Below are 24,322 nucleotides of genomic sequence, written 5' to 3' on the forward strand. Positions count from 1 at the left end.
GAATTGCCACTATGGCTACAATGAAATTTTTGTGTGACACCAAGCGCTGCATCGAATGTAACGGCTGTGTCACCGCATGTAAAAACGAAAACGATTCCGCTCTCGAGTGGGGTATCCAACGCCGCCGCGTCGTGACTATCAACGATGGTCAACCCGGTGAAGCTTCAATCTCTGTCGCCTGTATGCATTGCTCAGACGCGCCATGTATGGCGGTTTGCCCAGCAAACTGCTTCTACAAAACCGAAGACGGCATTGTGCTACACAACAAAGATGCCTGTATTGGTTGCGGTTACTGCTTGTACGCCTGTCCATTTGGTGCACCACAGTTCCCGAAAAAAGGTGCCTTTGGTAGCCGCGGTAAGATGGATAAATGTACCTTCTGTGCCGGCGGCCCAGAAGAAAACCACTCAGAGGCAGAGCGCCAGAAGTACGGTTCAAACCGTATTGCCGAAGGCAAACTGCCAATGTGCGCAGAACTATGTGCGACTAAGGCCCTGTTAGCGGGTGATGCAGAAGTGGTTTCTAGCATCTTCCGTGAGCGTGTGGCTTACCGTGGCGCTAAAAACGCGGCTTGGAATTAATTCAGGTCACAGGATCTGTCCACAGACTTAGCTTGGCGCCTGCTAGCAGGCGCCACTAAGCGAGAGAGGATGTATGATGAACAAATGGTTCAAACACATAGGTTTAGCCATAGCACTGCTATTTAGTGCCGTGTGTCTAGCCAATGGTGGTGATGAACAGGCGCTCCAACCTCAAGCCTCTGATGCCCAAATTTGGGCACAGCTGAAGGACGGCGCCACGGGATACACTACCTCCCAAAGCGAGTTCCACGCACAACCGATCAATACCTATGATCTGCGTGTACTGGAGCTGCGTAGCGACTGGTTAGCGCCGGCCTTAATGGCGGCGTTATTCGGCATGATCATTATCTTTGTCTTATTTATCAAGGTGAACGGCATCTCCAAGCTACACCATGGTTTTTCGGGCAAGCTAGTGTATCGCTGGTCAAAGTTTGACGTTTCAATCCACTGGTTAGGCGCGATCCCGTGCTTAATGCTGATTTTAACGGGCTTAACCTTATTAGCGGGTCGTTTCTTCTTCCAACCTTGGTTGGGCGAAGGCATCTGGGAAGCCATCGTTTATGGCGCTAAGCAAATCCACGATGTGATGGCGATTCCGTTTATGATCGGCTGGGCATTGATGACAGTGTTATGGGCGAAGAACCAGCTGCCAAAAATGTACGACGTGAAGTGGTTCCTCGTTGTGGGTGGTTACATCAACTTTGGTCCCTTCAAAGGTAAGCACCCTGACGCAGGTTTTGCTAACGCCGGTGAAAAAATGTGGTTCTGGGCCTTTGCCCTGTTTGGGTTAGTGATTTCAGCCTCGGGCATGTTGTTACTGTTCCCCAATCTTTTCGAACCTAGCCGCACCTTAAGCTTAATCGCGCTGGTATTACACTCAGTGAGCGCTATCGTGATCTGCGCCTTCTCTATCGTGCATATCTTCATGGCAACGGTAATGTCTGAAGGTGGTATGGAGTGTATGGTGTCTGGTTATTGTGATGAAAACTGGGCAACCCAACACCACAACCTGTGGTACGACGAAATCAAAGCTAACGGCACTTTGAAATATAAAGAGTAAAAGTCGCTGAAAACAAAAAACCTCCACAGCATGCTGTGGAGGTTTTTTTATGGGTAAAATAAGTGCGTTAAATTGAGCACTTAGAAGCGGTACATCACAGATACACCGAGATTTCTTGGGTCGATAATCGCCGCATAACCATCGGGATAACTGCGGCTAGCGGGTTCATTTACCGTCAAGGCTTGCTCATCAAACAGGTTGTTTACAAAGCCGCTGATTCTCCAGCTATCAGTTTGATAATCGAGGCTTAAGCGGGCAACAACATAATCGCCAGCCACCCGTGATTCGGTATTATTGATATCCGCATAATACTCACCCACATAGTTGCCTGAAAAACCAAAAGAAAATGCATCGCCTAACCAATATTTTAATCCAGCATTGGCGGTCACATGCGGCGCCGAGTTCAGCTGATTGCCGATAATGTCACCATAGCTAGGATCCGCTTGTTTGATCTCACTATCGAGTAAACCTACGCCCGAAATAAACTGCAGGTTTTCGGTGAGCATGGCGCTGAATTCAGCCTCAATACCGTAACTGACCGCTTTATCGATATTGGTAATTTTGCGGGCGCTGTTAGAGGCTTGGTAACCGTCGAAATCGTTGTAGAAGAGGTTGGCATTAAAGTTAACATCGCCATCCATAAACGCGCTGCGACTGCTGATTTCATAGGTATTTACGTACTCTTCGTCGTAGTAGTAATACTCACTTTCGGCTAACGACAGCGCACCGCCACCCGAGTTATAACCGCGACGCACACTGGCCGCCAAAGTTGTGCTGTCATTCAGCGCATATTGCAGCACTAACTTCGGCAGGGTAACGGTATTGGCATTATCGAGTTTCTCCTGCAATTGACTGCCTTGATAGAGCATATTGAAGTTACGCAATTGCTCCTCACGCATCACGCGGCCGCCGAATGTGACCCAGAGTGATTCGGCAAGGCCATAGGTCATTTCACCGTATATAGAGGTGGATTCAGTGCTGTCATCCCCACTGTAAACAGAGCTGCCAGTACTACCAAAATCTTGATCGCGTTTAAAATAGGCTAAACCCACAAAACCATTGAAATCTTTATCTTTTAGACCAAAGCTGTACTTACCATCGACGGTGTAACTCTGGTCATTCATATCCACATATTGCTGCGCCGTGGCGAGGGCCTCATAGGATTCAAAGCCCCAGTCATAATCCATATAAGCGACGATGAGATCGAAGGCGCGGCCTTCACCGAGGTCATAATCGACTTTCACTGAATGAGTCGTAGATTTAGTCTCGATATAACGTTGGAAAATAGGCTTAAACGCCCAAGGATCATCGCCGGTAAAATAGTTACGCCCAGAGTCACCTTTCTCATCATTGTATGAAAAGCTATAGAGCACTTTGAGATCTTCAATCGCACTCGGCTGCCACAGGAATTTACCGCGCCAGCGATTGGTGATCAGTTCATTGAGGTCAAATGGGGCAGGATTTGTCTCATATTCCAAGCCTTTATTGAAGGTATTCCCTGTCACATTTTGTCCGCTCACCCTAAATGCCAGCTCATCATCGAGGATGGGGCCTGAGAGCATAACGGCGCTATCGATAAAGTTATCTTGATTGCGATAACCAACACGAGCCGCACCTTGCCAATCGAAGGTGGGGTCTTCCGTTTTAATAAACACTGTGCCGCCAATGCTGTTACGCCCGTTAATCGTCGATTGCGGACCGCGGTACACCTCAATTTGTTGGATATCCCACAGACCAGTATCACCAGTAAGATCGGCCACAAAAGGTTCGGCAACGCCATCGACTAAGGTGGATACCCGCGCCCGAGCACCGCCGGTAAAAGAGTTAAATCCCGAGGCAGAACCATTACCAGAAACCCCACGGATATCGGGCACAGATCCCGTAAGCACCACCACGTTAGGCACTTCAGATAAGGCACTCGAGGTGGATTGATATTGACCGCTGTCGAGCGCTTCTTTATCGATAACCGAAATAGAGGAAGTCGTATCCTTAAGGCTACGCTCGATTTTCTCACCATAAACAGTAATTTTTTCAATCGGTTCAGCAGATTCTGCGTCCACAGCAGCGTAAGCTGAGGACATCACTAAACTCGAAACTATTACTGCAATTGCACTTTTCTTAAACGCCCTGCATTCCATAAAAACCTCGACGGCACTCATTGATAAACGGTGTTAGCTTGAAATGCCGACAATCTACATTAAAACAACCTTAAATCCAAATGATAACCAATATCATTTACATTCAATACATAGCTTTGTGACCGAACGCAAATTCGTAGGAATGAGAGATAAAAGATTGAGTGAGGGACAATTACCACTCGCTTCGACTAACACAAGAGCGTGTTGAGGCCTCAGTTTTTTGCAGTGATTTGGCGGGCTTTTATTCGAGTTTAAGCTTGTGGTGCATAGCTGTTCGACACCATCAGCCAATAACGCGGTCAAGCGCTATAGATACACTTATAAACATTTGTAAGTTTTGCGATCTGCCTCACAATCGATTTTTGCACTGTTAATAGGCTGTAGAGTGACTGCTACATCACTTTATTTTCACCATGAAAATCAATCAACTGAGAATACTTTGATTTTTACTTACATAACATCTGGCAACCACTGCACCATTCCCAATTAACACGGCAAAAACAATCCCTTTTAAAACATACCACTATAGCTAAAACGCTCAAAATGTCGCCTTGCAGCTGCCTAAATCCAAGCGTTAAAATGGCCTCAATGTGTAATTTAATTACACCCCGTCTTGATTAATACCCCAGTAGGCCACCATGTTTAACAATGCAAAAACCAGCACATTGACGGCGCTGCCTTCAGTGTTTGCGAGTATTTTATTGATCATTATCGGCATTTCCTCCTATCGGGGTTTTGCTGAACTCAATGACACCAGCAGCAGGCTGGTCAACAATACCCAGCTCGCCGAAACCTTCACCAATGTGCGTGAAGCTTTCTTCGAGTTGCGCTTAGCCACATTAGTCCATAACAGCGACGCCATCAGCTTGCAGCAACGCAATGTGCAGCAGCTTGTCGAGCAACTCGCAGGATTTAACACCGATTTTATGGGGCAAGATGCTAGAACGATCCGCACACTACTGCCACAAATCGAGCAATATGTGCGTCTCTATCAGCAGGAGTTAGCCTACGCCAAACAAACGGGCACCGAGCCTGAACTCACGCCAGAACGTGGCGCACTTGGGCCCAAAGTTAGCAATGAGATCAATCAATTAGTCAAATTAATCACCCAACGAAACCATGAACTAGGCAAACAGGCAGAAGACAAAGTCAATGCCACCGAAGCGCTGCTCCTTGGCCTAATCCTAATTGCCATTGTCGCTTCCTTACTAAGCGCCTTCTTTATGAGCAAACGTTTGGTCAATATCGTTAATCAAATCAAGCGGGTTGTAGAGCGCCTTGCCGATGGTGATCTGACTCAGAAGACCCAAATCAGCGGTCAAAACGAACTGTGTTCACTCGGCGCCGATCTCGACCGAGTGATTGACCACTTGCGCCATATGATTTCCGATATTGCTCAGGCCTCTGAACATATGTCAGATCAAATTGGTCAGTTGAATGTGCAGTCCAACGCCAATACCCATGCATTGCAAACCCACGCGGTAGAAACCGACCAAGTCGTGACGGCCATGACCGAAATGAGTGCAACTGCCCATAACGTTGCCGGTGATGCCGCCTCTGCCGCACGCTTTACCCAACAGGCAAATGAACAGGCTGATAAGTCGAAAAAGGCTGTCGAACAAGCGGCAAATACTGTCGTCGCCTTAGTTGGTAAGGTCGATACCGCCGCCCACACCATAGCGGAAATGAATGAAAACACTCGCCATATCGCCACTATCTTAGGTGTGATTGGAGATATTGCCGACCAAACCAACTTACTCGCACTTAACGCCGCCATCGAAGCCGCCCGTGCTGGTGAACAGGGCCGAGGCTTTGCTGTCGTCGCCGACGAAGTACGCGCCCTAGCCGCTCGTACCCAAGCGAGCACGGCCGAGATCAATCAAATGCTGGAACGCCTGCGCACGGGTGCTAACAGCGCCGTTAATGCGATGGATGAGACCAAACAGAGTTGCCAAGATGCAGCGGACACCACTACGCTGGTGACTGAAAGCCTTGAAACCTTAACGACCTATGTATTTGATATTAATGGATTGAGCAATCAAATCGCCACCGCCGCCGAAGAACAAAGCGCCGTGAGTGAAGAGATTAATCGTAACTTGAATACCATTCGCGAAATGGTTGAAGAGTTAAATCAAAGCGGTAAAGCAACCCTCAATAGCGCAACCTCTTTGGCCGCCACCAAAGAACAGCTAACAGGCGTAGTCTCGCATTTTAGACTCTAATTCGAGTCAGCTAAGTCGTTACAATGGCCTAATATCGCAAGATGTTAGGCCATTTTTGATTAAGGGCGAGCAACTATTGGCGACAACATCACAATCTCAGTGCTCATACATTTCATTCATAATGAGCCATTAAATACATCAAAAAAATAAAGGCACCCTAAGGTGCCTTCATAATCGATTAGTGGTTAATTCCCACCGAAGAGTGATAACGAATCACACCATTTAAAGGCGGCATGGTATTTTCACAACGCTGATTAAAGTTAACCGCTAGAGATTTAACAGATTTATCAGCATTATAACTCAACTCAAGCACCTCAAAATCCCCGATACTTTGATTGCAGCCACGACCATCACCCGTAAATGACAAACCTGCCGTCAAGGGGCCTTGGAACGGATAACGAGTAGCATTGATATATTTCTTCACTTGCAGGTTTTCACCAGCGGGTGCAGCAATATCAAAGCTCCACCAAGTATTTCCGTCAATAGATAAGGTGATTGCATTTAAGCTGTTGTCGTAATTCGTTGGCGTGAACACTGCACTGCTCGAATCCATAATCACTGTTTTCCCACCACCAATGTAGTCACCTTGCGGGCTCACATAGTGCATGAATGTGTCACTGCCAGCATAATAGTGCATCGTTAAAGTTCGGAATACTTGGTATCCCTGTCCATTGGACACTTCTAACTTTATCGCGACATCAGATGTCACTTCATTTGGAACGGTAAAACCTGTCTTGGCACTAGTCGGATTTGAAAAAACAATGCCGACATTATTCACATCTACCCACTTAAATGTCAGTGCACTACCTTTATTCATAACGGTTTGTGAAGCATCGAGCTTTGGCGTGTCGTTGGCTTTATATAAATAGCTACTTGCAGCCACATCGATAATGATTGCATCGCTGGTTTTAAAACGTTCAGACCACATAGTATTCGCCACTGCACCAAATTTGCTTTCAAGCAAAACACCATTAAAGCGATATACCGTATTCGCCTTTAAATCTGTCTCTGGCGTGATGTTTAATATCGCACCATTCACGCTAATTTTGGCTGCAACTTTTCGGTATGGCCATGAATCCTCATCAAAAGAACTTTCGTAAACTTGGTCTTTGATAGGGCGTGACATGAGTAATCGAATCGTCCCGCCAGACACAGGAAATGCTTGTAAATCCTGGTCATCAATCATGCCTACATAGTTAAAGTTGTCAGAGCGAAACTCAAATGATGAGTTAGATTTTCCACCTTCAAGATGCCACAAACTTCCCTCAACAATTTGACTCCAATAAACCATGTAAGCTTCTTTAGCAGTATTCACATTGAGCATTTTAGAGTCAGTAACGAAGTTACTCGTCATTTGAACTGAGTCCTGAGCTGATGTACTGGCGACAATAGAGCCTTCATGGGGAAATTCGTCAAAATGTCCTTTCAATGGTTTAGTAAACTCAAAACCAAAGCCATTATTAAATTGTGCGACCGAAATCTGGCCTTTACCACTAATCGCATAAGTTGCATCGGAAAAGTTTTCCACTCTCGTTAAAGAGAGATTAGTAAAACTTAACTCCGAATTACTATTTACAACTAATTTAACAGTGCTTTTGCTTTGAATGTTCAACTGTCTTTGCAACGGTGAAATGTTATTTTCGAACAACATTTGACCAACCAAGTTGAAGTTATCATCTCCATTAACCTGCAGATTAGAAATATCAATCGACCCTTTTGCCTTAGTGCCCTGTTGATATTCAGATAGCGTTAATGAACCTTCGCCATTCACTGTGCTGTCGAGTGCTTGAATGTAACAATCACGATAGGACATATTAAGACTATCGCCGACAGAAATGCCTTTTGAGTCATCCTTATCAATCAACTCAATCGTCGCTAAACCGCCATTAGAGCACGACTTTTCAGCTCCATTAGCCTCGATATCAAAATTGCGTAAGATGTCATTAGCAAAAAAACCAACTTGCAAAACACTCTCCGCTAACGATAGCGAAGTGACAGCAACTTCCGTCGGGTAATCAGTAACTTTAAAAGTTGTTGTCGGAGGAGGATTGGTCGGTGATGTTGGCGTTGTAGAGTCGCCACCTCCCCCGCCACAAGCAGATAAGACTAGTGAACTGCCAAGTAATACACAGATTCCTTTTGCGGTCATATTCGTTCCCTAAACTAGCAAAAACAGATCATATTTTTAATTTGCCAGCTACTTTACCGAATTAATTAAAGTTAACAACAAGTATCTATAATTTAACAACAAGTTAATCGGCTGGCATAAGTTGATGCTAATTAAGTGATGCGCATTTATGAGCGAGTGACCACATACTGACTTATCCATAAAACACTCATATATTTCATTTACGATATTAAGATATACGTTACTTCAGCTTATTAAAAAGCTGCTATTGTTTCTCACTATTTGGTGGTGGTTTTCACACCATCCGGATCTTGCTCTAAACTCGCCCAGTAGCCTGCCAGCAGGGCGCCTGAAAGGTTATGCCAAATCGAGAAAATTGCGCTGGGGACGGCGGAGAGCGGGCTAAAAAACTTGATGCATAACGCGGTCGCAAGGCCTGAGTTTTGCAGCCCGACCTCAATCGAAATGGTTTTACACACTGTACGGTTAAAGCCGAGCAAGCGGCAGCAGGTATAACCCAAGGCGAGTCCCAAACCGTTATGTAGAAACACCGCGAGTAAAATCACAGGCCCCACCTGCGAAAATTGCCCTGCATTTAGGGCCACAATAATGCTGATGGCCAGTACAATCGCCACGATAGAAATGATGGGTAATGCGGGGGCAAGTTTAGCAACCTGCGGTTTAAAGAAGTGATTCAACACCACACCCACAGTCACAGGGATAAGCACGATTTTAACGAGGCTGACGAGCATATCCATTAAAGGAATGGCGACCATCTCGCCGATTAATAGCTCAATAATCAAGGGTGTGAGCACTACACCCGCTAAGGTCGATAGCGCAGTCATAGTGATAGATAAGGCGACATCGCCCTTGGCCAAATAGCAAATCACGTTCGATGCCGTGCCACCCGCCACACTCCCCACCAGCACCATGCCTATGGTCAATTCCCGATTGAGCCCTAACAGCAAGCTAATGGCTAAGGCACTTAAGGGCATTAGGGTAAATTGCAAGATTAAGCCAGTGATAACGGCACGTTTCTGTTTGAATGCATTGGCAAAGTCCCGCACATCTAAGGTCAGCCCCATAGATAACATAATCACCACCAGCAACGGTACTATGCTGGTTTTCAATCCGCTAAACCATGCGGGCATCAAATACGCCGTACCCGCCCCAACTAAGGCGAATAGCGGAAAAAAGCGGTTGATATTAACCAATGGGGATCCTCCAAGATTTCAGGCAGGTTGGGGAGATTAGGCAATGTCCGCAGGGATAATGACAGCCAGATACCCTCAGTACAAGTCAAAATGCCCACAAGTAAGAAGCTCAACTTTTTATCATTTCAGTCTTTCGATTGAGCGCTAAAGTTAATCGCTCAAATTCAATAACAAACAGCCAAAAACCTCAGTAAATATGCATCTATGTTTACTAAAACATGATCTGCTTAACAAAAAGCCAGTGATTTCCTTGTTAGGAAACCGTAACTTATAACCAGTTCACGTTTTGCTTACTCCATACGAGGTAGTCTAATTGCGCTAGGTGGTCGTGAATTACCTAAAGCAATTTCGGTGTTTACGGTTAGCACTCTCAGATAGGAATCGTTATGTCTTCTGTTATTCAAACGCTCAATGGCGCGATCGCAACGCCTTATCAAGCGAATATTACCGTCCCTAACTGGATGCTCAGCTCGATGGAACGAGTCATGCAGTATTATGTCGATAAGAATCTTCGCCTCGATACGCTCTCCGCCGACATTATGCCCGCCCCGGTCGAAGGTAAAAAGTACATGCTTTATGCCCATGTGCCCTTCTGCCATACCTTGTGTTCTTACTGTACCTTCCACCGTTTTATGTTTAAGGAAGACAAGGCGCGCGCTTACTTTATCTCTCTACGTAAAGAGATGGAGATGGTCAAAGCCTTAGGCTATGACTTTGAATCTATGTACATTGGCGGCGGCACCACCACAGTATTAGAAGATGAACTCGCCCGTACCATTGAGCATGCCAAGACCCTATTCCCAAGCATTAAAGAAGTGTCTTGCGAGTCGGATCCACAGCATTTAGACAGCCCAGGCTTTAAGCAACTCAAGGGCTTAGTGGATCGTATGTCCATCGGCGTACAAAGCTTTAACGACGACATTTTAAAAATGACCGATCGCCTCGAAAAGTTCGGCACAGGTCAGCAAACCTTCGACAAGATCATGGCGGCCAAAGAGCTGTTCCCTATTATCAACGTCGACCTGATTTTTGGCTTTCGCGGTCAAACCGATGAAGTGATCCAGCACGACTTAGACATGGCCTCACGCCTCGACCCAAGACAGATCACCACCTATCCGCTGATGATCACGCACCAAACGCGTAAGAGTGTTAAGGGTAAGCTGGCAGCGCCACAGGCGGATATGGCCAACCAATATCGCCAGATCTTAAACCGTTTAAATGGCCAATATAATCAGTTGTCTGCATGGGCCTTTGGTAAGGCGAATGACGAAGGCTTCGACGAGTATGTTATCGATTACGATGAGTATTTAGGGGTGGGTTCAGGCTCATTTAGCTTCCTGAACGACACTTTATACGTTAACACTTTCTCGCTGCGTAAGTACCAAGAGCGGATCGCCGCCGGCAAGATGGGCGTCGAGCAACAGAAAAACTACAGCAAAAAGGATGTGATGCAGTATCGCTTCCTGCTGGGGATGTTCTCTGGCCGTCTATCGCGCAAATACTTCCGCGAAACCTTTGGCGTTAACTTAGACACAGCCCTGTTTAAGGAAATGACCTCGATGAAGCTAATTGGCGCCATCAAGAACGACCCAACCGATCCCGATAATCTGATCATCACAGATAACGGTAAGATGATGGGCTTGTTAATGATGAAAGAGTTCTACGCCGGCATGGATAACGTGCGCGCCCAATTGCGTAAGCCGCTCAAGCCCTGCGATATGTAAATATCAGTTAAACCACAAAAGGCCCATGATGGGCCTTTTTGTTAGCGCCATTTCAGGCTACGCTTGCCACCACTCACGCATGAGTCTGTCGCCCAGTAATAAAGGAGTATTCGTTATGGGTTTTAATGAGCAAGAAAGACAAGCACTACTCGCCGTTAAGGGCGTTGGCCCGACGGTCATTAAACGCTTTGAAGAAATCGGTATTAGCTCACTCGCCCAGTTAGCCGAGCATGAGGTCGAAGATATCGCCAACCTCGTCGCCAGCATGCTACGCACCACTTGTTGGAAAAACAGCCCACAGGCTCGCAATGCCATCGCCGCAGCCATTGAGCTTGCCCGCCGCGCTTAATCCTTTATTGCTATCTTTTGAGATGTTTATGTCAATCCATATTCGCGCCCTAATGGGCGGTTTACTCGCACTGCTGAGCACAGCAGCCATCGCCAATGACAGCAGTTTTGGTGATGCTAATGGTTCTATCACCCTTAAATATCAGCCACATATCAGTATGGATAAGGAGTCGCTCTTTATCAGCGAGACCGAAGTCAGGGTCGATTATCTGTTTACCAACACCAGTTCGCAGGATCTTACCGTCCCCATCGCCTTCCCTATGCCGCCGATGTTTTTTGGCTCAGCCGATCACAGCAGCATCGATAACTTCACCCTCAAAGTAAATGGCAGCCCCCAACCAACTGAGCACAGGCTCGTCGCCCAACTTACCGATAAGACGGATATTTCACGAGAGCTTAAAAATCTCGGCTGGGGCGTAGAAGAAGTCGCTTACTTTACCGAATATGGCGAAGTCCCCAAGGGCAAACCAGCACTCCCCAAGGAATGGTTGGATGAGGACCAACAAATCGCCTTTACCCTGAGTGACTACTTTGTGTGGCAGCAAACCTTTCCCGCAGGAAAAAACGTTGCCATCAGCCACAGTTACACCCCGAGCCTCTCAACGGGCGTGCCCGATACCGCCAACAGTATTATCGATACTTACACTGAACTTGCCTGTTTAGATGAAAGCGCCAAGCAAGGCATTCGTAAGCGAAACCTTATCGTTAAACAAGACGGTGAAGATCAGGAGATTGGCGTCGAGTGGAGCCACCTTAGCTATATATTGGTGACGGCCAATAACTGGCAAGGGGCGATTAAGGACTTCAAACTGACGCTGAAAAAATCCCAGCCCACAGATCTCATTAGCTTGTGTTTTGATGGCGAGCTAAAAAAAATCGACCCACTCACCTTTGAGTTCCAGCAAAAACAATTCACGCCAACGCAGGATCTCAGCATCCTATTTATCCGTAAACCGAATTATGAATAATCGAAAAAGCCAGCTAAATGCTGGCTTTTGTATTAAGCGACTAATTTTAAAGGCGGTTAAAAGCTATAGGTCATACCTAACCAGTAACGACGGCCGTCTTCGATATAACCGTATTCCTCTTCCGTGATGTCCTTATCGAAGGCGTTATAGATGCCCGCACTGAACTTAATGCTGTCATTAACGCGATAGTTCGCCCCTAAATCTAACAGCGTATAGGAAGGCGCAATCAAGCTGCTTGAGGAAGGCCCTGTGGTTGGTTGGCTCTCTTCGCCACGGTAGTTGACTCGCAGCCAAGTGCTTAACTTATCTATCGGCTCATAGTTAACCGACAATTGCACCAGATGTTTAGGTAACTGATTCAATGGACTACCTTTATAGGCACCCGTTTTCTGCTCCGAGTCGGTATAAGTGTAGTTGCCAGTTAATGCCAAGTTACTGAGGATTTTATAGTCGATACTGAACTCAACCCCTTGGGTGACCGCCTCATCGATATTCACATAGGTGGTTGGGTCAGAACCAAACTGATTCGGCCCATCGGTACATTGAGTCGCAGGGCAAGCGACACGGGTGATCTTGTCCTCAAACTCATTATAAAACACGCCAGCACTGGTGGTGATGGAATCGGTAAGATCGGTATAAATCCCTAGCTCATAGTTCACTGAGGTTTCGGGTTGCAAATCGGGATTACCGTACATATTGCCGCCTCGGCTCACCTGCCCCCAATCGGGTACAGTTTGCCTCAGGCTCGGTGCCCTAAAGCCAGTCGACACACCACCTTTTAAGGTAGTGTGCTCGGTCAGCCCCCATACCCCGTAAATCCGTGGGCTGAGGTGGTCGCCAAAGTTTTCATCATCGTCTAAACGCAGGCCTAAGGTTAAGGCAAAATTATCGACGATACGCCATTCATCCTCTGAGAACACCGACCATTGGCGGCGACTAATATCGGTTAACTCGCTGACCTGATTACCAGTTTCATCGGTGAGATCTTGCTTATTGAAGGCCGCGCCGAACGTGGCGGTATGGCTTTCTCCTAAGGTAGCGATCAGGCTGGTTTGAGCATCAGTATTTTTGATTTTCATCTTGCGGGACTTGTTATCGTACACTTCGTGCTTGATATAAGTATCCGAAGTGCCAAAGTCCCAACGCCCGGTATGCGACAATGAAATCGTGCTGTTTTCATATTCGGTTGTCGACGATGCAGGGCAACCGCGGCGGCCACAACTGGCTCCCGGCGCTAATGGCGCAACGGTTTTCCCTAAGGTGCTATCCAACTCTTGGTTAGCGATGCCAACTTCCAACATGATGTCATGGTCTTGATTAGGCGTGAGGGCAAATCTGGCGGTGAGATTATCCGCATCGCGACCTCGGTAACCGCCGTAGATATTATCTTCTTCACGCTGAGTATATTGGCCGTATAACTGCACGCCGAGCAGGTCTTTAATCAAGCCACCGTTCACAAAAAAGTTGCCCTGATACACATTGCCCGAGTCCGACTTCTCCTGCAGCGTGGTGTCGAGTCGCAGTTCCCCCTGCCACTCATTGGGCACTTTACGGGTGATAATGTTGATCACCCCACCGATAGCATCGGAGCCATAAAGGGATGACATGGGGCCGCGGACAATTTCAATCCTATCGATTGCGGCGAGCGGCGGCGTCCAAGCGCCTTCAACACCAGGACCATCGCTGTTGGTGCGGGTTTCGCGGGAAGACTGACGCTTACCATCAACTAAAATCAGCGTGTATTGGCTGCCCATGCCCCGCAGACTAATGTCCCGACGGTCGGCACCACCAGTCACCACCACGCCAGGCACCTCTAACATTGCGTCGGTTAAGTCACGGTAAAAACGAGTATCGAGATCCTCACGGGTAATCACGCTAATCGATGCCGGCGCATCACGCACTTGCTGCTCAAAACCCGATGCGGTGACGACAATCCTTTCCATCATTTTGTCTTGATCGGGGGCGGCATCCGCCAAAGCCTGAGTAGCCGGTAGCAACAGAGTTGTAGATACCAGCTGTGCGAGGATCTTTTTACGACGTAACAACATAACCAACGAATCTCCCTTGACCCTTTGTAAATGATAATAATTTTCAATACGGCAATGTATCCCTATGTTACAATCGGCTCAAGTTAGACTTTGAGTAATCACTTGTAAGAGTTGCTTAAGAATGAATAGAAATATGGTCAAGGGCATGATCGTGTTTGCCGCCATCGCGGAAAAAGGCTCGATGAGCGCTGCGGCAACACAGCTTAATCTGAGTTCATCGGCGGTGAGCCAACAAGTCGCAAAGCTTGAAATGGATATGGGAATTAGTCTGTTTCACCGTAATACCCGCCACCTGACACTCACAGAGGCGGGCACGTTATTTTATGAAAACTGCATTAAAATCATAAAAATAGTAGAAAGCGCCGAACATCAGCTACACGCATTAAAGGGCACTCCTTCGGGGGAGCTTAAAATCGCCGCGCCAGTCGGTTTTGGCGGTGGTTTACTCAGCCAGCCTTTAGCACATTTATTGGCGGCTCATCCGCAGATCAGCCTCAATCTGCAGTTGCAGGACGGCCCAATCGATATAGTTAACGAAGGAATTGATCTGGCAATTTGCATCGGCCCTCTATCGGATTCGAACCTTATCGCTCGCCCCTTGGCGGATTGGCGCATGTTGTTGTGCGTCGCCCCTAACTATATTCCTCAGCATCAACACCTACAGCATCCTGACGAGTTACAAGGGTTCAACCGTATTAGCCACAGCTATGCTAAGCCCGAGTTCTTAACCCATTCACAGACTCAAGCGCGAATAGAACTCCCTACCCAGCGCATCAACGTCAATAATATGCAGACGCTTATCCAACTCACCCTCGATGGATTAGGCTATGCCGTATTGCCAGAGCCAGAAGTGCATCAATATCTTGCATCTGGCCAACTGGTGACACTTTTGCCCGACTGGTCGCTGCGCACCTACAGCGTTTACAGCGTGACCTCGGCGCGGGATAAACAGCCCGCCAAAGTGAAAGAAGCCATTGCGGCGCTCAGCCAATATTTTAGCCAGATGGATTTTAGTCCGAACCCAGCATTACTGACTCAACCCAGCGCCTGCGAGCATACGCCAAGATTAGCCATACCCGCCTAACCCTTGTAGACACGCGTTTCATTTATCAGGTGAGTTAGAGTATGCTGTTCTATCCATTCGATTAAACAGTAGTAACTCAATGCAAGATGTGGCCTTAGTGTTAGAGGGCGGCGGCCTGAGGGCAATCTATACCGCCGGCGTGTTAGATGCCTTTTTACAGCAACAATTGCACTTCCCCTATGTGATAGGCGTATCGGCGGGGGCGATTTATCCCGCTTCTTACGTCTCACGCCAATTTGGCCGCAATTTACAAATTCAGCAGCAATATCTGCGGGATAAGCGCTACATGGGGCTGCGCCACTGGTTAACCACGGGCAATTACGTCAACACCGACTTTACCTATAAGCGCATGGCCTATGAGTTACTGCCTTTTGATTTTACAACCTTTTTAGGCAGCGGAACCGAGTTTAAGGTCGGGGCATTTAACTGCCAGACAGGCCAAACCGATTACTTTGGCATGGCCGATTTTCATGAGCACGACAAATTGCTCGACGTGCTTATCGCCTCCTCTAGCCTGCCTTTTATGGCCAATCCCTATCGGATAAACCAGCAAACCTACCTCGACGGCGGTATCGCCGCGCCCATTCCGGTAGCGAAGGCGCAGCAAGAGGGCTATTCACGCCAAGTGGTGATCCTGACTCAAGACGCAAACTATCGAAAATCGCCGATGAAGTTCAACTGGTTAGCGCGCAAGCGTTATCAAGCTTATCCGGCAGTGGCCGCCGCGCTCAAAATACGCCATCAACGTTATAACCAATCCCTCGAGGAACTCACCCAGAGTGTTGCCAGCGGTCATACCTTTGTGATCCGCCCTGCTGCGCCGCTTACTCTCTCGCGACTTGACCGCAATATCGATAAAGTGACCGCCGTATATCACCAAGGGCTGGCCGATGGACAGGCGATTTTGCCCAAGCTGAAGGCTTGGCTAAACACTGGGGCAGATATCAGTTAGGGAGCGAGGCGCTGACTTTGTTAATAATCAGCTCCCGCAGCCATTTATGGCTGAGATCGTGCTCGAAATGCTTATGCCACATCAGCAGATACGCACCGGGGATCAGTTTAATCGGCGAGGGTAAATACTTAAGATCAAACGACTTCATCACCGCTAAGGCATAACGGGAAGGAGCGCAGAGAATCAAATCGCTCTGCTCACACAGGGCCAACGCACTCTGGAAGTCGGTCATATTCACCGCAATATCCCGTTTACGCCCTTGGATTTGCAGCACATCGTCTAACAACCAATGTTCCAAACCACCAAAGGCGACCTGCAATTGGCGATAGCTTAAAAAGGTGTCGAGATCCCATTCCTGCGAAAGGGCTGGATGGTCACGGCGCATCAGGCAAACGGTGTAATCCTGAACCAATTCAACATAATGGATATCGTCCGGAATATGGTTTACATGCATGGGTGAACGTTCATCCCATTCGCGGCAACCTATGGCGAGATCGATATCGCAGCGTTGGAGTCTATCCATGGTATCCAGCCGCCAGGTTTGGCAATTAATGCTCACACCGGGCGCCTGCGCCAATAGCGAAGGCATAAAGTGTGGAAAGGTCAGCGAGTAAGTCGTCTCGACCAGATGCATCCGAAACTGGCGCTGACTTAAGGCGGGTTCAAAACTGTCTGGCCGGGTAAATTGCGCTAATTGCTGTAAGCATTGTCGCAAGTCGGGTGCCAGCGACAGCGCCTTGGGCGTTGGCTTGAGGCCGTAAGCGGTGCGCTCGAATAAGGGATCATCAAACACTTCGCGCAGGCGGGTCAATTGCTTGCTCACCGCCGACTGACTCAAATGCAGCCGCGCCGCCGCGGCCGTGACACTCTGCTCCTCGAGGAGAATTTCCAGTACGGGCAGTAAATTTAAGTCTAAGTGTTTTAGCATCTAACCCCTCGCTTTTAAGGGATTCCACCTCAAGTTTTGCGGCAATTTCATCAGCAGTAGCGACAGTAAAATCACTAAAATCCCTGCCCACTGGCGCATATCTAAGGCTTCACCCACAATCAATACGCCTAATGATACGGCAACCACGGGATTGACTAAAGCCACCATCCCCATGATTTCTGGCCCTAAATTTCGCATTGACCAGAGCCAAGCCCAATAAGCCACCGCGGTATTGGCGGTAACCAACCAGATTAACGAGGGAACCACATCCATACTCGGGATCTGTGGCGGCCCCGCCATAAACCACGCCAGCGGGATCAACATCAATCCCCCCAAGAGTAATTGCCAAGCGGTGAGCACTAAAAAGTCGCCCACATCCCAGCGCTGCATCCAGCGGGAAGAAAAGGCAATCAACGTTGTCGCGCTCAGCATACACAGGACACCAATCGGGTCGAGATCCGCCGAGGGATTCAGCAATAAAATCACGCCACCGAGGCCCATTAAACCGAGCAGTAGCCACTTCATCCCCGGGCGTTTTTTATCAATCAGCCAAGCGAGGATCAAAAAGATTAATGGCAATGTCGCCCCCAGCGTGCCCGCGACGGCGCCGGGTAGCCGATAGGCGCCAATAAACAGCAGCGCAAAGAAGGCGCCAATATTACAAAACGCCAGCAAGCTTAATTTAGACCACGCCAGCGTCGGCAAACGTGGGCGCAGCATCAGCAGCAATATGCCCGCAGGCAGCGCACGCCAAACCGCTACCCAGTAAGGCGACATATCCTGTAAGTAAAGACTCACCAATGCATAGGTAGTCCCCCAAAACACGGGGGCGAGTAACGCAATCACAAACGGCATAATGACTTCTTAAAAAGTATCTTGATGTTGAGATATATTACTTTGAGAGAATAAAACAGGCAAGTGCTGAGATAAGGTTAATAGGGAGAAAAGAAAATGGACTCGCGTTTATGCCGCTTTAGATATGCGCACACAGAGCTGCGCTTAAGGCTTGTTTGCCGTATAATCGGGCGTCATTTTTTATAGGCGGGCAAGCATGTTCCATATCGCACTCTATGAGCCAGAAATCGCACCCAACACGGGTAATATCATTCGCCTTTGCGCAAACAACGGCAGCCAACTGCATCTAATTGAGCCACTAGGGTTTGATTTTGAAGAGAAAAAACTGCGCCGCGCGGGCCTAGACTATGCCGATTTAACCAATGTGACTCGCCATAAAAACTTCGATGCCTTCCTCGAAGCCATGGCAGGCAAACGCATTATGGCCTGTACCACTAAGGGAAGTCGCCCTCACACTGAACTCAGTTTTGCCAAGGATGACGTGCTGCTATTTGGCCCTGAAACCCGTGGGCTACCTATGCCAATTATCGAGTCGATCCCAACCGAGCAGCGATTACGCATTCCGATGGCGGCCACCAGTCGCAGCCTCAACCTCTCCAATGCCGTGGCGATTATCAGCTACGAAGCCTGGCGTCAGCTCGGGTTTGAAGGCGCAATTTAATACCTAAGAATACTGATTTAAATTGGCTGGGCTGAACCAGCCAATTTTCCAATCACTCAGCCAAATCATTCAGCCATCAGCTCTGAAAGATTTCTTTCCCAGTGATAAGCTGCCTTATTTCACAAGAAGTATCCATGAAGGCTCTACTAAAACATTCCTGCTTTAGAAGATCGTCGGTACAACAATGCCAATCCTCGCTGCCCTCTAGCTGTTTGTTCAACTAAAAAGATATTCCCCAAAGCAAGGCGGCTGAATCGGATATTGCGTAATATACATTGCCACTGTTTCCCCAGTGACACGCCGTGAATATATCCCTATAGGCTCGACGGCGGCATCCATGCCGCCAACGGTCACTGTTGCAATAGTGACAATTTTGACGACCATTGAACTGCTCATCCGACTAAAAGGCTAATGCCCCATTCCTTGTTTCGTTTCGTTGGCTCAATAGAAAACTCCTACTCTTGTTGCCATACAAAATCTCATCCATTTACCTAATGTTTGGACCTAACGTAAAGCGACTAACAATGTATGGGTATACAGTCGTATTTAAATTTAGGTTTTTTGGTATGATTTTTAGACAAAATCAGTGCGCACTAATTACATCCGCAATAAATAAAATTCTATCAAATCAATTAACTATGGTGACAGATTTTTAGTTAATAGGTTTGGAAAACGCGCATGCGCGTTTTTCCAGATGGTATATCTAATAGAATGCTGATAAGTTCTTTGCATACAGATAGTTAACTGTGCGCGCTTTCACTGGTCTAACGAGGTAAACGCGCATGCGCATAAATACTAAGAAGTTAGAAGGAAAACATCGTGCACCCACTTGATCAATTAATGATGTCAGTTGTCCGCATTGAAGCTAATTTAAATAATGGTTCTAAAGCAACCGGATCAGGTTTCGCTTTTAGCTTTGCACAGCAAGAAGATGGAATGTATGTTCCTGCGATAGTTACGAATAAGCATGTTATTGAAGGTGCAGTATCTGTTTCTTTGCCGATTAGCACAGCGGATAACCAAGGCAATCCTACAGGCAAGTTCGAAGTTATAACTTATCCTCTGCAAAACAATGTTATCTATCATCCCGATCCTGACATCGATCTATGCGCAATATTGGCCGCACCGATCTACCAATATTTTCAAAGTAAGAATACGCAGCCGCTGTTGTTCCGCCTGGATAAATATATTGCAGCTACTGATGCTACCTTCTCTGAGTTGCTTCCCCTTGAGGAGGTGACAATGATTGGCTATCCAAATGGGATTTGGGACTCGACCAATAACGGATCGATTGCTAGACGCGGTATTATTGCAACTAAACCTGAAGACAACTATTTGGGAAAAAAGCAGTTTGTTGTTGATATGGCCTGTTTCCCGGGCTCTAGCGGAAGCCCAGTATATTTAGCAAACTTCGGTAGCTTTGCCGACAGAAATGGTAATTTGAATATGGGAACCCGTATCAAATTACTTGGCGTTTTGTATGCTGGCCCCCAGCATACTGCCAGTGGAGAAATCGTTCTTAAGCCAGTACCTACAAGTAATGTACCAATGAGCTTAACTTCTATGCCAAATAATCTTGGTTACGTTATTAAAGCAACAGAATTGGGTGCTATTGAGTCTATTGCAGCATCCCTTCTAACAAATCAAGCAAGAGGGACGCCGCAAAGCGGCGCCCCTTCTTGAAGCGTTAAGCATACGGAGATCACATGGTAGCGAGAACTTTAACGGAAAAAGAAAAGAAACAATATGCGAAAGATGTTGGGAAGGTTCTCGTAAAAAAATATGGGAAGCAGAAGTATTACAGCCCTCATCGTGTAAAGCTGGCGTCGAAGGAAACTAAATGGGATATCGATTGGCATTGTTGGGCTATGTGCCTTTATACATCACCAAGAGATTTCAATCGGTATCACGAATCAATCGGTGAGGTGTGTGATTACGCCTCAATGAAAGGTCAAATGGCACATGCCATAACGAATGGGGCTTCAGACTCATGGTTCGATTTTGATCTTTCATGGTTGGATTGGCCTGATTTCGATTTTCTATCAATCTTTGATATTTTCGACTGATGCTTAACAAAGCCAAGCACTTTACCCTCCTGCGCAGGGGCCGAAACTCCCTTCGGTCGGCCCGTGTTGGCGGCGTGATGTTACTCGTTAACCAATGTAATTTTGTATTAATGGTAAAACATGGAAGTACTTGAACTGGCATTAGGCTTTTGGCTATTTATATTCAGTAAAATATTTCGGGAAAACTGTTTTTTTGAATATCGAAAATCAGGCATTTTTGGTAAATTTCTAATTATTTTGAGCTCTTTGGTGTCTGTTGTATTTGGCTTGGTAATACCGTTACTTATATTAGTTTGGGTATTAAAACTTTAACCCGTAATATAACAAACAACTTATGTGGGACTGCTAAAGCTTGGCTCGGTTCCGCTTCGCTACACATTTAAGCCAAGCTATAGCAGCCCCAAAGTTGGGCGTTAACCCATAGATATTTTTATCCGAAGCAGATACGTTAGAGTTAAGACTTAAACTCGAATTTGTCCCAAAGTGAGCTGCATATTGTCGAGTATCAATGAGTAGACTTAATAAGATGGCGCGATAGGCGTCATCTCTATCCCGCGAAAGAGCTGATAGCGGTCGATATCATCGTCTAAATATTGGATATTTTGCGTCCACTGCCATGCGCCCTGGGGCGATTTAGCCTCGAATAACAGTTGGATTAAGGCAGCGCGCGCATTCACGACTCCCTCGCCCAGCAGGGAATAATCGCCATTTTGTTGATATAAACTAAAGAGTTGCTGCTTTTCCTGCGAAACACCGTCGTAGTAGGTTAACAGCACTTGCTCGCCTTGCTCCCGAAACCACCAAGTCTCGCTGTAGGGAGCGCGCGTACCGACACTCACGGAAAGGATCAACTGGTGCAGATCATGGGAGCAAAAACCGTTGACGATAACTTGCTTAGGGATCTCCCCCACCTTAGCGGCATTGCCCTGCCACTGCCCCACCATTTGCGGGCAAAAGGCTTTAAAACTGATCTTAGCGGCTTGCGCAGGAAAGACAGCCAAGCTGCCCAAGGCGAGTATCAATACTTTTTTGATCAATAGCTTGACCAGTTTTTGCGGGATGATTAACGCCATATTCGAGTCCTATTTCAATCTTCCAATACATTAGCGTTAAAACACCTTAGCCACAAACACGTCACGACAGTTTGCGCCATGCCTGTCATAACTCGTCATCAAAATGCGGCCTGTGGTTACAGTTACTTACATAAAAGTCCGCCTCAACCTTCACAGACTCAGCTTGATTTCATGCTCGGTTTTTATACTTTGGGGTTTAATGGGAAAAATAACGATAACACTCTGAATGATAAGGAGACATCTAGTGAAGAAGGCAGGAATTATACTGCTGAGTCTGCTAATGCCCCTCAGTACGGCATTTGCAGAAGCCAGCAAACCACTCTCAGTCGAATTACTTTGGCAACTCAAACGCATAGGTAGCCCTGTGGTGTCCTCCACGGGCGAGCACATTATTGCGCCTGTGACTGAATACGACCTTAAGGAAGACAAAGGTTCAACCCAACTGTGGCGCTTCGACGGTGAAGGTAAAAATAACCGTGCGATTACCGCCAAAGGCTTAAAAGTCAGCGAGCCAGTGTTCTCGCCAGACGGCAAAACCTTAGCCTTTATCAGCGAACGTAACGATGACGACGCGGGCCAAATTTACCTGTTACCTATGGATGGCCCGGGTGAAGCCAGCAAACTCACGGACATCCCCACTGGCGTCAATGGAATCAAGTGGGTTGGCAAGCATTTGTATTTTATCAGCAATATCTTCCCTGAGCAGAACTGGGAGCAAATGAAGACCCAGCTCAAGACAGATAAAGATAATAAAGTCTCCGCACGCCAGTGGAATGCGCTGCCCTATTCGCAGTTCGATCATTGGTTAGACGAGCGCCGTCAGGCCCATGTATTTAGGATCCCAGCCACAGGCGGCGCGGTTGAAGCCGTGACTCAGCCTTTAGGCCATGAACTGCCACGCTCAAGCCAAAGCAGTTCAAGCTATGATATTTCCCCCGATGAACGTTTAATCGCCTTCAGCGCCTATGGTTCGGATAATCGCGTCGACCCTAAGTTAGACTTGTTCCTCGCCACCATTGGCGACAGCAAGGCTGAAAACATCACTCCAGATAACCCAGCGCCGGATCTAAACCCAACATTTAGCCCTAACGGCAAAACCCTCGCCTTTACTCGACAAAAAATCCCCGGATTTTATGCCGATACCGCAAGGTTGATGCTGCTGGATGTGAGCAGTCGCAAACTCACCACGCTCACCGCGGATTGGGATCGCTCAGTGTCTCAATTTGAATGGACACCCGACAGCAAGGGCTTCTATGCCAGCATTGATGATGCGGCGACAAACCGTATTTATCATATCGATGCCAAGAGCGGTAAGGCCAAGGCCATCACTCAAGCGACCGACTTTAGCCAACCTGCTATCGCTAAAGATGGCCAGTTGATTGCGACCAATCAGAGCTTTTTGTATCCCGCGCGTTTAGTCAGCATCAACCCTCGCAATGGTAAAACCGAGCGTTTAGAACAGTTTAACGACGAGATTTTAAAGGATGTCGATTTAGGCACCTATGAGTCGGTCACCTACAAGGGTTATCAGGGCCAAGATATTCAAATGTGGGTGCACTATCCACCCGGCTTCGATCGCAGCAAGAAGTACCCGCTGTTTATGTTGATCCACGGCGGCCCACACAACGCCATTAGTGATGGTTTCCACTTCCGCTGGAACGCGCAAACCTTCGCCTCTTGGGGTTATGTCACCGCCTGGCCAAACTTCCACGGCTCTAGCGGCTTTGGACAAGAGTTTGCCGATGCCATTAATCCAGATTGGAAAAACAAATCCCTCGAAGATGTGCTCAAAGCCGCAGACTGGTTTAAGCAACAAAGTTGGATCGATAGCGATCGTATGGTCGCTGGCGGCGCCAGCTATGGCGGCTACTTAACCTCGATTATTTTAGGCCAGCCGCATCCCTTCAAGGCGCTGCTAATCCATGCTGCAGTATACGACATGTACTCACAAATGTCGGCGGACTTTGCCGTCCACAGCACCCGCTTTGGTAACTACTGGGATAATCCTGAGCTGTATAAAGCGATTTCGCCCCATTACTTTGCCGCCAACTTTAACACTCCAACCTTAGTCAGCCATGGGCAACTCGATTATCGCGTGCCCGTCGGCCAAGGTTTTGAGCTGTTCCGCACCCTGCAAACCCGTAATGTCGAATCGCGGATGATTTATTTCCCCGATGAAAACCATTGGATTATGAAGCCCAACAACTCCATCTATTGGTATAACCAAGTGAAAGATTGGATGACCCATTACGCTAAGCCTGGTGCCCAATAA

General features: G+C 47.4%; 19 protein-coding genes. 12 read left to right on the forward strand and 7 right to left on the reverse strand.

All coding sequences use genetic code 11. From position 1 onward, the window contains the following. Positions 1 to 11: 11 nt before the first annotated feature. On the forward strand, positions 12 to 581 hold the full coding sequence (gene fdh3B, locus L2713_RS09625; RefSeq protein WP_011624446.1) for a formate dehydrogenase FDH3 subunit beta: 570 nt from the start codon (positions 12 to 14) through the stop codon (positions 579 to 581). Positions 582 to 657: 76 nt separating this feature from the next. Further along, positions 658 to 1,641, forward strand: coding sequence for a formate dehydrogenase subunit gamma (locus L2713_RS09630; protein ID WP_086903566.1), 984 nt, complete (start codon positions 658 to 660; stop codon positions 1,639 to 1,641). 80 nt (positions 1,642 to 1,721) lie between these two features. Here the strand turns inward: L2713_RS09630 and L2713_RS09635 are convergent, their stop codons facing one another. Further along, a complete protein-coding gene (locus tag L2713_RS09635) occupies positions 1,722 to 3,779 on the reverse strand; it encodes a TonB-dependent receptor (RefSeq protein WP_248967722.1) in 2,058 nt (685 codons plus the stop codon). 638 nt (positions 3,780 to 4,417) lie between these two features. Between L2713_RS09635 and L2713_RS09640 the strand changes: the two genes are divergently transcribed. After that, the gene (locus L2713_RS09640) at positions 4,418 to 6,001 is read left to right on the forward strand and encodes a methyl-accepting chemotaxis protein (RefSeq protein WP_248967723.1); all 1,584 of its coding nucleotides are present in this window, start codon (positions 4,418 to 4,420) and stop codon (positions 5,999 to 6,001) included. 178 nt (positions 6,002 to 6,179) lie between these two features. Here the strand turns inward: L2713_RS09640 and L2713_RS09645 are convergent, their stop codons facing one another. Continuing rightward, the gene (locus L2713_RS09645) at positions 6,180 to 8,150 is read right to left on the reverse strand and encodes a hypothetical protein (protein WP_248967724.1); all 1,971 of its coding nucleotides are present in this window, start codon (positions 8,148 to 8,150) and stop codon (positions 6,180 to 6,182) included. A gap of 257 nt (positions 8,151 to 8,407) precedes the next feature. After that, positions 8,408 to 9,343 carry a bile acid:sodium symporter family protein gene (locus L2713_RS09650; RefSeq protein ID WP_248967725.1) on the reverse strand — a complete coding sequence of 312 codons (936 nt, stop codon included), beginning with the start codon at positions 9,341 to 9,343 and terminating at the stop codon, positions 8,408 to 8,410. Between the two features lie 386 nt (positions 9,344 to 9,729). On the opposite strand from L2713_RS09650, the gene L2713_RS09655 reads away from it, so the two are divergent. The 3 genes from L2713_RS09655 to L2713_RS09665 all read left to right on the forward strand — a co-directional run bounded on the left by L2713_RS09655 (position 9,730) and on the right by L2713_RS09665 (position 12,383). Continuing rightward, positions 9,730 to 11,067: a coproporphyrinogen III oxidase family protein gene (locus tag L2713_RS09655; RefSeq protein WP_011624451.1), complete on the forward strand. Its 1,338-nt coding sequence runs from the start codon at positions 9,730 to 9,732 to the stop codon at positions 11,065 to 11,067. A 115-nt stretch (positions 11,068 to 11,182) separates the two neighbouring features. Next, positions 11,183 to 11,416 carry a hypothetical protein gene (locus tag L2713_RS09660; protein ID WP_109286769.1) on the forward strand — a complete coding sequence of 78 codons (234 nt, stop codon included), beginning with the start codon at positions 11,183 to 11,185 and terminating at the stop codon, positions 11,414 to 11,416. A gap of 28 nt (positions 11,417 to 11,444) precedes the next feature. Next, positions 11,445 to 12,383 carry a DUF4424 domain-containing protein gene (locus L2713_RS09665; RefSeq protein WP_248967726.1) on the forward strand — a complete coding sequence of 313 codons (939 nt, stop codon included), beginning with the start codon at positions 11,445 to 11,447 and terminating at the stop codon, positions 12,381 to 12,383. A gap of 56 nt (positions 12,384 to 12,439) precedes the next feature. On the opposite strand, the gene L2713_RS09670 is transcribed toward L2713_RS09665, so the two are convergent. Next, the gene (locus tag L2713_RS09670) at positions 12,440 to 14,431 is read right to left on the reverse strand and encodes a ligand-gated channel protein (protein ID WP_248967727.1); all 1,992 of its coding nucleotides are present in this window, start codon (positions 14,429 to 14,431) and stop codon (positions 12,440 to 12,442) included. A gap of 121 nt (positions 14,432 to 14,552) precedes the next feature. On the opposite strand from L2713_RS09670, the gene L2713_RS09675 reads away from it, so the two are divergent. Both L2713_RS09675 and L2713_RS09680 read left to right on the forward strand, forming a co-directional pair. Further along, positions 14,553 to 15,515, forward strand: coding sequence for a LysR family transcriptional regulator (locus tag L2713_RS09675; protein WP_248967728.1), 963 nt, complete (start codon positions 14,553 to 14,555; stop codon positions 15,513 to 15,515). 79 nt (positions 15,516 to 15,594) lie between these two features. Continuing rightward, the gene (locus L2713_RS09680) at positions 15,595 to 16,467 is read left to right on the forward strand and encodes a patatin-like phospholipase family protein (RefSeq protein WP_248967729.1); all 873 of its coding nucleotides are present in this window, start codon (positions 15,595 to 15,597) and stop codon (positions 16,465 to 16,467) included. Here the strand turns inward: L2713_RS09680 and L2713_RS09685 are convergent. Together L2713_RS09685 and L2713_RS09690 are read right to left on the reverse strand one after the other, a co-directional pair. Next, positions 16,460 to 17,395: a LysR family transcriptional regulator gene (locus L2713_RS09685; RefSeq protein ID WP_248967730.1), complete on the reverse strand. Its 936-nt coding sequence runs from the start codon at positions 17,393 to 17,395 to the stop codon at positions 16,460 to 16,462. The genes L2713_RS09680 and L2713_RS09685 overlap by 8 nt on opposite strands. Next, positions 17,396 to 18,250, reverse strand: a complete 855-nt coding sequence (locus L2713_RS09690) for a DMT family transporter (RefSeq protein WP_011624456.1) — start codon at positions 18,248 to 18,250, stop codon at positions 17,396 to 17,398. Positions 18,251 to 18,446: 196 nt separating this feature from the next. Between L2713_RS09690 and trmL the strand changes: the two genes are divergently transcribed. The 3 genes from trmL to L2713_RS09705 all read left to right on the forward strand — a co-directional run bounded on the left by trmL (position 18,447) and on the right by L2713_RS09705 (position 20,977). After that, complete coding sequence (gene trmL, locus L2713_RS09695; RefSeq protein WP_011624457.1) at positions 18,447 to 18,911, forward strand: tRNA (uridine(34)/cytosine(34)/5-carboxymethylaminomethyluridine(34)-2'-O)-methyltransferase TrmL; 465 nt, start codon at positions 18,447 to 18,449, stop codon at positions 18,909 to 18,911. A gap of 819 nt (positions 18,912 to 19,730) precedes the next feature. Then, on the forward strand, positions 19,731 to 20,594 hold the full coding sequence (locus tag L2713_RS09700; protein ID WP_248967731.1) for a S1 family peptidase: 864 nt from the start codon (positions 19,731 to 19,733) through the stop codon (positions 20,592 to 20,594). 23 nt (positions 20,595 to 20,617) lie between these two features. Continuing rightward, entirely contained in the window at positions 20,618 to 20,977 is a 360-nt protein-coding gene (locus tag L2713_RS09705) for a DUF6559 family protein (RefSeq protein ID WP_248967732.1), read from the forward strand. A gap of 518 nt (positions 20,978 to 21,495) precedes the next feature. Here L2713_RS09705 and L2713_RS09710 read toward each other — a convergent pair. Continuing rightward, positions 21,496 to 22,050, reverse strand: coding sequence for a hypothetical protein (locus L2713_RS09710; RefSeq protein WP_248967733.1), 555 nt, complete (start codon positions 22,048 to 22,050; stop codon positions 21,496 to 21,498). A 244-nt stretch (positions 22,051 to 22,294) separates the two neighbouring features. On the opposite strand from L2713_RS09710, the gene L2713_RS09715 reads away from it, so the two are divergent. Next, positions 22,295 to 24,322 carry a S9 family peptidase gene (locus L2713_RS09715; protein WP_248967734.1) on the forward strand — a complete coding sequence of 676 codons (2,028 nt, stop codon included), beginning with the start codon at positions 22,295 to 22,297 and terminating at the stop codon, positions 24,320 to 24,322.

The sequence above is a fragment of the Shewanella seohaensis genome (assembly GCF_023283775.1).
Lineage (GTDB): Bacteria > Pseudomonadota > Gammaproteobacteria > Enterobacterales > Shewanellaceae > Shewanella > Shewanella seohaensis.